Source organism: Mycolicibacterium xanthum (assembly GCF_019710635.1).
Taxonomy (GTDB): domain Bacteria; phylum Actinomycetota; class Actinomycetes; order Mycobacteriales; family Mycobacteriaceae; genus Mycobacterium; species Mycobacterium xanthum.
Map to the genome: position 1 here is coordinate 54,409 of NZ_JAIFZS010000063.1, position 12,216 is coordinate 66,624.

At 70.3% G+C, this 12,216-nt stretch carries 3 protein-coding genes; 1 reads left to right on the top strand and 2 read right to left on the bottom strand.

The window, feature by feature from the left end; all coding sequences use genetic code 11:
* Together JDV09_RS22720 and JDV09_RS22725 are read right to left on the bottom strand one after the other, a co-directional pair.
* The gene (locus JDV09_RS22720) at nucleotides 1-9,291 is read right to left on the bottom strand and encodes a polyketide synthase (RefSeq protein ID WP_308124213.1); all 9,291 of its coding nucleotides are present in this window, start codon (nucleotides 9,289-9,291) and stop codon (nucleotides 1-3) included.
* A gap of 551 nt (nucleotides 9,292-9,842) precedes the next feature.
* Nucleotides 9,843-10,574: a DUF1906 domain-containing protein gene (locus JDV09_RS22725; protein WP_255605865.1), complete on the bottom strand. Its 732-nt coding sequence runs from the start codon at nucleotides 10,572-10,574 to the stop codon at nucleotides 9,843-9,845.
* 239 nt (nucleotides 10,575-10,813) lie between these two features.
* Between JDV09_RS22725 and JDV09_RS22730 the strand changes: the two genes are divergently transcribed.
* Nucleotides 10,814-12,070: an MFS transporter gene (locus JDV09_RS22730; RefSeq protein WP_221371401.1), complete on the top strand. Its 1,257-nt coding sequence runs from the start codon at nucleotides 10,814-10,816 to the stop codon at nucleotides 12,068-12,070.
* Nucleotides 12,071-12,216: the final 146 nt, after the last annotated feature.

The following is a 12,216-nucleotide window of genomic DNA, read 5'->3' on the forward strand; positions in this document are numbered from 1 at the left end:
TCACCTGCGATACACGCCGTCCTGGTCCAGCCTCGACTCCGTGTCCAGCAGCATCGCCGCTTCCTGGGCCTTCTCCGAATGCTCGTGGTCGAAGCGCCGGTCGGCGGGACGCTCGTACATCGGCCGCCCGCCGGCGATCGCCGACGCAAGGCGGCGCTGCCCGGCCAGGGTCCGCTCCTGCGCCTGGGCGGAGTATTCCGCCCGCTGCTGCGGATCCAGGGTCGCCAGGAACGCCTGCGGATGCACCAGCGCGATCAGACCGGACACGTGACCGAAGCCGAGGCTGGTGACCAGGCCCGCCTTGAGCGGGTACTTCTCCCCCAGCCGCAGCGTCTCGCGCGGCCACACGAAGTGCCCCGAGGTGGCCAGTTCGTCGTCGACGCAGTCCAGGCTGCGGTTCGGCGGGATGACCCCGTCGCGCAGGACCTGGCACAGCCCCATCATCTGGAAGACCGCCGCGCCGCCCTTGGCGTGCCCGGTCAGCGTCTTCTGACTGATGACGAACAGCGGTGCACCCTCCGACCGGCCCAGCGAGTCCGCGAGCCGCTCATGCAGTTCGGTCTCGTTGGGGTCGTTGGCCAGCGTCGAGGTGTCGTGCTTGGAGATCACCGCGATGTCGTCGGCACCCACCCCCAGCTTGGCCAGCGAGCGCGCCAGCACCGAGCCCCTGCCGCCGCGGCCGGCGCCCAGCGCGCCCAGGCCCGGAGCCGGGATCGAGGTGTGCACGCCGTCGGCGAACGACTGTGCGTAGCCGACCACCGCCAGCACCGGCAGACCCATCCGCAACGCCAGGTCACCGCGGGCCAGCAGGATGGTGCCGCCGCCCTCGGCCTCCAGGAAGCCCAGTCGGCGCCGGTCGTTGGCCCGGGAGAACTTCGAGTCGCTGATCCCCTTGCCGCGCATGATCTCGGTGTCGGCGGTCGCCGCCATGTCGCCGAAGCCGATGACGGCCTCCAGCGTCAGGTCGTCGAAACCGCCGGCCACCACCAGCTCGGCCTTGCCGAGGCGGATCTTGTCGACACCTTCCTCCACCGACACCGCCGCGGTGGCGCAGGCACCCACCGGGTGCACCATCGCGCCGTAACCGCCGACGTAGGACTGCATCACGTGCGCCGCGACGACGTTGGGCAGCACCTCCTGCAGGATGTCGTTCGGCTTGGCCCGGCCCAGCAGGTTGCCGTGGTACATCGTCTGCATCGAGGTCATGCCGCCCATGCCGGTGCCCTGCGTGGAAGCCACCAGGCTGGGGTGCACCCAGCGCATCAGCTCGGTCGGGGTGAACCCGGAGGACAGGAACGCGTCGACGGTGGCGACGATGTTCCACAACGCCACCCGGTCGATCGAGTTGGCCATGTCCGGGGTGATGCCCCACACGGTCGGATCGAACCCGGTCGGGATCTGGGCACCGACGGTGCGCGAGAGCTTGGTCTTGCGCGGAACCCGGATCTCGGTGCCCGCCTTGCGGATCACCTCCCAGTCACCGGACCCCGGGACCGGCCGGGCCAGGGTGTGCTCCGGATCGAACTGCACGAACGCCCGCGCGTCGGCCTCGCTGGAGACCACGAAGCGGAAGTCCTTGTCCAGGAACACGCTGACCAGCAGCGGCGACGCGTGATCGGGGTCGATCGCGCCGTCGTCGACGAACTCGCGAATGCCGCAGCGTTCCACGACGGCGTCGTGGTAGCGCTCGACCAGTTCCGACTCGTCGACCAGATCGCCGGATTCGACGTCATACCAACCGGGTTGGGGATCGTCCTCCCAGGTGATCAGGCCGGTCGTCCACGCCAGCTCCAGCACGCCGGCGGCCGACAGCTCGTTGTCGACCTCCATCTCGAAACGGGTGCGCGACGAACCGTACGGACCCAGCTCGGCGCCGCCGACGATGACGACCAGGTCGGCCGGATCGACGTCGAGGTCGGCCCACTCCGGCGGCGGCGCCGGGGTGGCCGGCCGCGGCGGGGACGGCAGCGCGGCGATCAGGTGACCGTCGGCCTGCTCCTCCTCGGCCTCGTCGGCCGGGGCGGCGGCGGCATCCTCACGGGCCTTGGCGGCCAGCTCCGAGAGATCCAGCTCGGCCTCGGCCAGCCCACCGGTCAGGTCGGCCTGCACCGGTTCGCGGGCGGCGGCGACCTTGGTCTCCACGCCGCACAGATCCAGCAGCATCGCCGCCATCTGTTCGGTTGAGTAGGTGGTGACACCGGCTTCCTCGACCGCGTCGACGATGACGTCGTTGTGGCCCATCAGCCCGGTTCCGCGGGTCCAGCCGATCAGGGCGTGGGCCAGGCTGACCCGCTGCGCCCAGGACGTCTCGGCCTTCCACCGCGCGACCACCGCGTCCAGCGCGGACTTGGACTCGCCGTAGGCGCCGTCGCCGCCGAACATGCCGCGGTTCGGGGAACCGGGCAGCACCACGTGCAGCCGCGCCGCGATGTCGCGGTCCGCACCGATGTGCGACAGCCCGGCGATGAGCCGCTGCACGGCCCACAGCAGAACCTTCATCTCCATCTCGGAGCGCGAACCCGCGTCGGACAGATCGCCGCCCACCCGCGGAGCCGCGAACGGGAACAGCAGCGTCGGCGTCATCGCGTCCTTGATGTGGATCGACTTCGGCCCGAGGCTCTCGGTCTGTTCGGTGCCGACCCACTCGGCGAGCGCGTCGATGTCGTTGTAGGAAGCCATGTTCGCCGGCAGCACCCACAGCTGCGCGCCGAAGCGCGCGTTGTCACGGTATAGGCCGCGATAGAACGCCAGCCTGCTGTCGTCGAGCCTGGACGTGGTGGCGACGACGGTCGCGCCGCCCTCCAGCAGCTGAGCCACCACCGACGCCGCGATGGAGCCCTTCGACGCGCCGGTGACCACGGCGACCTCGTCGCTGTAGCGGCCCTTGCCCGGGTTCTCCGCACCCGCGGCGGCACGGGCGTAGAGCGAGGCGTGGATGTTGCGGCCCGCCGCCAGCGCCCTGCCCTGCCAATAGGTGGCCTGGGTGCCCACCACATGGCCGGCACCTTCGAACCGCTCCGACAGGCGGGGCCAGTCGGCGTCGATGTCGCCCTCATCCATCAGCCAGATCCGGACCAGGTCCTCACGGGCGCTGGCCCAGCGGTCGTCGAACAGCACCGCCTTGCGGGCGTCGAACGCCGGGGCCACCAGCCGGGGCCAGTCGGACCCGAGCTCGGCGGTGACCAGATCGATCAGCTCGGCATCGGCCGACTCGTCGGGTGTCGTGAACGCCGCGCCCAGGCCCAGCTCGTCGAGGATCGTGCGGGCCGCCGAGGCCAGCACACCGTCCGGGCCGGTCACCTTCTCGGCGAACTCGCCCAGCGCGGCGGAGTCGACGACCCCACCCCCGGCACCGCCGGCCGACGGCAGCGACACCGCGACCCCGCGGCGTGCCGCCACGGCCGCGACGGCCGCGTCGATCGCCTTGTCGACCGCGGCGGTGTCGGCCAGCGCCCCGTCGTGCAGGCCGCCCAGCGCACCGCCACGCACGCTGGAACCCTCGCGGGTGCCCAGCGCCACCTCGACGGTGGCGTGCTTGCCCCAGCCGTCACCGAGTTCCCAGGTCTTCTTGACCCGTTCGGCGATGTAGGCGGGGCGCTTGCCGGACGGCCCGAGGACCGTACGCAGCTGGTCGTTGATCGCGTCCGACAGCACCGGACCGAACGGCTTGTAGGTGCGGGCCAGCTTGGTCACCTGGCCCTTCAGCCCGGCCAGGTCGGCCTCCGCGGCCCCGTCGATGGCGCCCAGGTTCAGCTCCGAACCGAGGTCGACCAGCATCTGGTTGCGCCGGGACGACGCACCGTCGGTGATGGACTCGATGGAGTCCAGCGCCTCGATCTGGTCGATGCGGATCTTGGCCGACAGCGCGATCAGCGCCGTCGTCGCGTCCGCGGCGTCGAAGCCCAAGTCGTCCGGACGGGGCCCGCCGCTGGGGGCGGCGACCGGTGCGGGGGCGGCGGGGGCCGCCGCAACAACCTCGGCCGGGGCCGGGCCGCTGGAGGCCTCCGCCGGCTCCGGCGCCGACTCCTCGAAGTCGGGCTCCGGGTCGGTGTCGGTGGCGAACAGCACCGCGGCGTCACGCTCGGCGTTGAGCACCTCGGTGGTGTTGTGCGAGTACTCCGGCAGCTTGAGCGTGTTGGTGGCCAGGCCCGCGACGGTCGGCGCGTTCTTCACGCCGATCTCGACGAACCGCTCGACGCCGAGGCCGCCCGCGGCCTCCTCGATGAACAGCAGGTCCTGCGTCTCGATCCAGCGCACCGGGCTGGCGAACTGCCAGGCCAGCAACTCGATCACGACCTTGCGGCACAGGTCGGCCGGCCGCTCGTTACGCCAGGTGTCGTAGTCGGCGAGAATCTCGTCCAGCGGCTCGGCCGGGACCAGGTCGCGGATCTCCTGGATGAAGTCGCGGTCCAGCGTGAACGGCCGCGGCACCAGGTTGGGGATGTAGCGCCCGATCAGCAGCTCGGGGTCCTGGCCGCGCGGCATGACGCGCTCGAGCGCGCGACGGAAGTCGGCCACCCCGACCCGCAGCACCGACGAGTGGAACGGCACGTCGATGCCCGGCACCAGGATGAACGAGCGCTTCCCGCCGGAGATCTCACGGCGCCGCTCGACCTCTTCCTCGAGTGCTTCCAGACCCCGGACCGTGCCGGCGATCGCATACTGCGAGCCGCGCAGGTTGAAGTTCACGATCTCCAGGAATTCGCCGGTCTCCGCCGCGATGTCCGCGACGAACGCCTTGACGTCGGCATCGTCGAGATCGATCTGCGAGGGCCGGATGGCGGCCAGCCGGTAGTTGGACCGGCCCGCCGCGTCGCGGGGCACGATGTCGTGCATCTTCGAGCCGCGGTGGAACACCACCTCCAGCAGCGCCTCGAGCTCATAGACGCCCGACACGCAGGCCAGCGCGGTGTACTCACCCACCGAGTGCCCGCAGGCGATGGCGCCCTCGACGAACGCGCCCTGCTCGCGCATCTCGGCGACCTGGGCGGCCGCCACCGTCGCCATCGCGACCTGGGTGAACTGCGTCAGGTACAGCACGCCTTCGGGGTGGTGGTAGTGCACACCGGAGGCGATCAGGCTGGTCGGGTTGTCGCGCACCACGTGCAGCACCGAGAAACCGAGGGTCTCGCGGGTGAACTTGTCCGCCGAGTCCCACACCTTGCGGGCGGCCTTGGACCGGGCCCGCACGTCCATCCCCATGCCCTTGGACTGGATGCCCTGGCCGGGGAACGCGTAGACGGTCTTGGGCGCGGCCAGCTGCGCGGTCGCCGACATCACCAGCTCACCGCCGACCTTCGCAGCCACCTCGACGATCTCCGCACCGCGGTCGATGCCGACGCGGTCGACCCGGAACTCGATCTCGTCGCCGGGCAGCACCATCCCGAGGAACCGGGAGGTCCAGCCGACCAGGCGGGCCGGCGGGGTGGCGCGGCCGTCGGTCGCGGTGACGGCGTGCTGCGCCGCCGCCGACAGCCACATGCCGTGCACGATGGGCTGCTTCAGCCCGGCCAGCAGCGCGGCCGCACGATCGGTGTGGATCGGGTTGTGGTCGCCGGAGACGACCGCGAACGCGCTCATGTCAACCGGCGCGTTGACCACCACGTCGCGCCGGCGCCGGCGCGGGGTGTCGGTGGCGTTGTCGGTGATCGCTCCGCCGGCCCGGACCGGGTCGGGCAGGTCGGCGGGACCGGTGCGGCCGCGGATCGCGAAACGCTCCTCCAGCGTGGCCAGGACCGCTCCCTCGCCGTCCTCCCGGATGGTCACGTTGACCGGCACCACCCGGCCGTACTCGGTGTCGGTGGCCGCCGACGCGGTCGCGGTGACGGTCAGGGCGGCCCGCCCGTCGGGCATGTCGGCCAGCAGGTGGGCCGCGTGGTCGAGGTGGACCAGCGACAGCAGCCCCTCGACGACCGGGAAGCCGTCGTCGGTGAGCGCCGAGCCGATGGCGGCGAACACCGCAGGCCAGCACAGCCCGACGAGGGCATCGGGCACCAGCGTCAGGCCGGGGGCCAGCGGGGCGCCGAAGGTGGCGGTGACACCGGTGTGGTCGGCCACCTTCTCCGGGTCCCATTCGACGGCGACCGTCGCGGTGTCGTCGGCGACCGACGGCAGCGCGTCGGGGCCGTCGACGCCGGCGGCGATGGCCAGCACGGCCCGCATCGCCGTCGAGGCGTCCTCGACGGTGACGATCGGCATGCCGCCGTCGACGGTGGCCGACGGCAGCGTGAAGCGGATGTCGATCCAGATGTCGGACAGCGGGACGCTCAGCGTGACCGAGATGTTTCCGGCGCCGTCCACGCTCTGCTCGAGCCGGGCCCCGGTGTTCGGGTGCGTGGCGCTGGGCTTGCCCGGCACGTCGTTGACCTGCCACTCGCCCGGCTCACCGATGCGGTGCACGGGGTTGATCGAGGTGCGCCCGGCCCACAGCACGTCGGGCGAGTCGAGCACCACGGCCAGCGGGCCGGAGACGTCGGCGCGGGCCTGGCGGCGCGACACCACCGCGACCGGCTGCGCGCCGTCGGCGAGCACCCGGTCGATGATCTCCTGCTCGAAGCGGTCCAGCAGCTCGCCGACCGGCTCGTCCACCCGGGTGATGCCCGCGACAGCCTGCGTGCCGGGGATGATGCAGACCTGATCGGCGCTGTAGCGCGCGTCGTGAGCCTGCCACAGCGAGTCGCTGCGCCACCAGCGGCGGACGTCCTTGTCGACGACGGGGACGAAGTTGACCGGCTTGCCCGGCTTCTTGCACAGCGTCACGAAGAACGGCACGTCGGCGGGATGCAGCCGGACGGTGTCGGCGTCGGGGTAGCGCGCCACCAGCGCGGCGATCGCGCTGTCCGGATCGTCGAGCAGCGCCTGGCCCTCGGGGCTCGCGTCGAACAGGGTGTCGATCGAACCGAAGTCCTCGGCGTGCAGCCGGGCCTCGGCGCGGTTGAGCATCTCCTCGAAGCGGTCCCGCCAGGTGTCGGCGAGCCAGGGGCTGCCGGGATGGGCGGTGTCGGCGGTGGAGTCGCCGTCTCCGATGGCCAGCTCGACGTAGCGCCGCAGCCACTGCAGGTAGGTCATGTCACCGACGTCGCCGAAGTAGGGCTTGGCGGTGTCGGCCATCGCGGCGATGATCTCGTCGCGGCGCTCGGCGACCGCATCGGCATCGCCGGCGACCTCGTCGAGCAGCCGGCCGCAGCGCGACGCGGTGTTGTCGATCTCGTGGATGTCGGCGCCCAGCTGGCTGCGACCGCTGGCCATGCCGTTGATCGCCTTGCCGGCACCCACCCAGGTGTCGGTTCCGCCGGTTTCGACCAGCATCTGCTTGACCGCCGGCGAGGTGGTGGCCTCCAGCGTGGCCATCGCGGCGGTGCCGACCAGGATGCCGTCGACCGGCATGGCGGGGAACCCGTAGGCCGTGGCCCACTCGCCGGACAGGTAGTCGGCCGCCCGCTCCGGGGTGCCGATGCCGCCGCCGACGCAGACGGTGATGTTGCGGTACTTGCGCAGCTCCCCGTAGGTCGTCAGCAGCAGGTCGTCGAGGTCCTCCCAGGAGTGGTGCCCGCCGGCGCGGCCACCCTCGACGTGCACGATGACGTCCTTGCCGGGCGCCTCGGTCGCGATCTTGATGACCGACTTGATCTGGTCGACGGTGCCGGGCTTGAACACCACGTTGCTGATGCCCACGCCGTTGAGCTCTTCGATCAGATCCACGGCCTCTTCGAGGTCGGGGATGCCGGCGGTGACGACGACGCCGTCGATCGGGGCTCCGGACTGGCGGGCCCGCTGCACCAGCCGCTTGCCGCCGACCTGCAGCTTCCACAGGTAGGGGTCGAGGAACAGCGAGTTGAACTGGATCGCGCGGCCCGGCTCCAGGAGCATCCCCAGCTCTTCGATGCGGGCGTCGAAGACCTCCTCGGTGACCTGGCCACCGCCGGCCAGCTCGGCCCAGTGGCCTGCGTTGGCCGCGGCGGCGACGATCTTGGCGTCGACCGTGGTGGGCGTCATGCCTGCCAGCAGGATCGGCGAGCGGCCGGTGAGCCGGGTGAACTTGGTCGACACCTTGACCGAGCCGTCGGGCAGGGTCACCGGGGTCGGCGCATAGCTCGACCAGGCCGGCGCGACCTCGGGGGCGGCGCCGACGGTGAACAGGCCGCGCTGTCCCGCGCGGGTGGCGGCCGGCACGATGCCGACGCCGAGCCCGCGGATGATCGGCGCGGTCAGCCGGGTCACCGTGTCGCTGGGGCCCAGGTCGATGATCCAGTTGGCGCCCGCGGCGGCGAGCTCTTCGACCTCGGAGACCCAGTCGACCGGCTTGACGAAGATGTACTCGGCGAGCTCGCGGGTCAGCGTCGCGTCCAGGCCGGTGCGCGCCGCCCATTCGTCGACGAGGTCCACACCGGCGGCCAGCCGTGGGGTGTGGAACCCGACCTCGACCTGCACCTGACTGAACACCGGCTGGAAGACGGCGCCGCCGCGCGTCTTGTTCTTGCGCTCGGCCTCTTCCTTCTCGGTGATCTTCTCGCAGTAGAGCTCGAACCGGGACAGCTGCTCCGGTGTTCCGGTGATGACCACCGATCGCCTGCCGTTGCGGATCGACAGCGCCGGCGGCAGCACGGTGCGAACATCCTGGGCGAAATCGTCGAGCAGTTCGGCCACGCGGGCAGGGTCGACGTTGGTCACCGACACCATCGGCGACTTGTCGCCCCGGCCGACCATGCCGCACCGGCGCGAGACCAGCGATCCCGCGGCGCCGATGAGCTGACCGATCGCGAGCAGCTCGACGTCACGGGCACCGCCGGCCTTCAGAGCCTCCACCGCGGTGACGCCCTGGGAGTGCCCGGCGATGGCGACCGGCGGATGGCCGGCCAGATCGAGCCCCTGACGCTGCAGCGCCCGGATCGCCGCCATCTGGGTGAGCAGGATGCCGGGGCCCGAGATGGCCGCGGTGGTGAGGTCCTTGGTCGAGGGCAGCGGTTCGTCGGCGGCCAGGGCGCGGATCCACTTCATCGGCTCGAAGCCGATCGGGCGCACCACGACCAGCTCACGGGCGAGCGGCTCCAGCAGCAGCTCGGCCTCGCCGACCAGGGCGGTGATCTCGGACTCGATGCCGGCCGAGTTGACCAGTTCCTCGAGATTCTCCAGCCAGGGACCGCCCTGCCCGCCGAATGCGACCGCATAGGGCTCTCCGGCATGCAGCCGATCGACGAGGGCGTGCGTACCCGTCAGGGCCTCGTAGCCGGCCCGCTCCTGGGAGCCGTCGCCGGAGCCGGTTGCCGCACGGTGCTGGTCGTTGATCGTCACGTCGTCTGTTCTCCCTCGGTACTGCAATCGCGGCTGCAATCGCTCTGTCACGGTCGTCTCGGGGCTGGGCAGGGGGTGATCGTGGTGGGCTGCCCTGCACTCCTTACGGGGCCACTGCGATTCGGCGTCGAATCCGGCCGGCGTGTTCCGCGTGCCGTGGTGTCCGGACTCCCAGATCGCAAGTCCGGTCGTCCCACACCGCGGCGGACACCTCCAGCCGTTGTAAGGGTGTCATAAGAGACTGGCCCATTTTTGCGCGCCAAATGGTTACTGGCGAGTTCTACGCATGGGTAACAGAAAGTTCCGTAACGCGCGGTTCCGAACCGTGCGACGGCTCACGGGACAAATGTCCTGCATGCAGGTGGTTACGGTCGAGTAGGACAAGAAGTGCAGATCACAGCAGTTCTGTTATCAAATCGTTATCTGAAAATCCGCGTTCGCGCAATCCAGGTCGTCGACAGCCGTCGAGTCGACAATCCACGTGAGAATGTCCAGTCGGCCGGGGCCACACCGTAAAGGAGTTTGCTGAAAACCCTACTGACGGGTAAGTCTCAGTCCCATTGCCCGAACCGCGGCTTGAGAATGTGGTTGATGTCGACGCCGACGCCGGCCACCTTCTGCTTGTCGATCTCCGCCTGGTGCAAATGCGCGGCCGGATGCGCGACGCGCCCCGGCGATCCCCAGTTGTGCTGCCAGAAGTAGGAGCCGAGCCCGTCCTGCAGCGCCCACTCGATGGTCTTGGAGTTGGCGTACACGCCGACACGCTGATGGCCCAAAACCCGTTCCCAGCCGCGCAGATAGGGCGCCACCTGGCGTTTGTACTGGTCGAAACCGGGGTCGTCGTCGATCGAGGCGTAAATCGGCGCACCGTGGGAACCGCCTGCAGCGACATGGAGCTGCCACCCGCGCTTGGCGTGCTGGATTCCGGCCTGTTCGCCGGCCAGCCAGTCGGCGGTGTCCTGCTTGCCGTACTGGTAGCAGGACACGATCTTCAGCCCGCTCCGATACAGGTCGCGGGCCTCGGGCAGCTGGATCGGCTTGCCGAGCATCCAGTCACCGCCCGGCCGGCGGTCCGATACGTAGCGGATGGCCCCGATCGCACCCGAAGCGCGCAGGTCGGCGGCGTTGATCACCCCGGCCGCGTAGTCCAGCAGGACGCCCAGCGGAGCCGCCCCGGCCACCGGCGGGCCCACGGCCGAACCCACCGCCGTGGCGACCGCGCTCAGGCCGAGGACGGCAGGGGCGGCCACGGCGGCGCACTTGAACACATCGCGCCGGGACATCGACACATACCACAGGGTACGACAATGCACCATGGCTCACGCCAGCGCCACCGGTCACAACCGCATCAAGACTATTCAGAAGCCTCGGTGGCCACCACCAGACCCCGGGGCGTGGCGCTACGTCCGGACCGCCGCTCCGGCCGGTTGGCGCGCAACGCCCGTCGTACGGGAGGATGGGGACACCTTCGATGCCTACAGGACATTAAGACAAATAACGCGGAGTGTGGAAGAGGTTCGTCGTGCGTCCCTGGATCGTCTGGGCGACCGGACTTCTCGCCTACATCGTGGCCGTGTTGGACCGGACCACGCTGGGTGTTTCGGGGCTCGACGCCGCCGACCGCTTCAGCACCGGCCCCGGCCTGCTGTCGACGTTCGTCGTCCTGCAGGTCGTGGTCTACGCCGGCGCGCAGATTCCCGCCGGGCTGTTGCTCGACCGGTTCGGCTCGAGGGCCCTGATCGTCTCGGGAGCGGCATTGATGGCCTCCGGCCAACTCGTGCTGGCCTTCACCGACTCCCTGCCCACGGCCATCGGGGCGCGCGCGGTGGTCGGTCTCGGCGACGCCGTGACGTTCATCTCGGTGCTGCGCCTGGTCCCGTACTGGTTCACGCCGCGCCAGGTCCCGCTGGTGACACAGCTGACCGGCATCTGCGGCCAGTTGGGCCAGGTGCTCTCCGCGCTGCCCTTCCTCGCGCTGTTGTCCGCGGCCGGCTGGACCACCGCCTACCTGTCGGTGGCGGCGGTGGGCGTGATCACTATCGTGCTCGTCCTGCTGATCGTCAAGAACACCCCCGACGGCGGCCGAGATCGCGGCGACTCGGTGTCGGTCCGCGAGACGTTGGCCGGCGTCAAGACGGTGTGGCTGCGCCCGGGAACGCGGCTGGGGTTCTTCACCCACATGGGCACCCAGTTCTCGGTCACGGTGTTCGCGCTGATGTGGGGCGTGCCCTATCTGACGGTCGCCCAGGGCCAGCCGGCCACCGTGGCGGGTGCCCTGCTGACGGTGTCGGTCGTCGCGGCGATCTCGGCCGGTGTGCTGATCGGGGTGTTCACCGGCCGGCACCCACACCGTCGGTCGCGGTTGGTGCTCGCCATCATCGCGTCCAACTGCCTGGCCTGGACGGTGGTGCTGGCCCTGCCGGTCCGGGCCCCGTTGTGGCTGCTCACCGTCCTGGTCATCGTGATCTCGGTCGGCGGGCCGGGCTCGATGGTCGGCTTCGACTTCGCCCGGACCTTCAACCCGAGCGCGACGCTGGGCACCGCGCAGGGCATGGTCAACATGGGCGGGTTCATCGCGTCGCTGCTGCTGATGCAGACGATGGGGCTGATCCTCGAAGCGGCGGGCGGAATGTCCTTCGCCTCGTTCCGGATCGCCTGGACGCTGCAGTACCTGATCTGGGCGGTGGCCGTCGTCGGCATTCTGGTGACGCGGCGCAAGGCGCGGCGGCTGCTCGCCCAGCAGGACGACCGGATCCTGTTGGAGGGGATCGAGCGCTAGATGAGTGATTCCAAGAGTGTGACTGGTGTGGCGCGTGTGATTTGAGATGGAGGGTGCCCAGACTCGGTGTTGCTAACCCAACTCGAGCCGGGAGGCCCTTGTGGACACCGATCTGGACACCCTCGCAACGGCACTCTATGTGACCT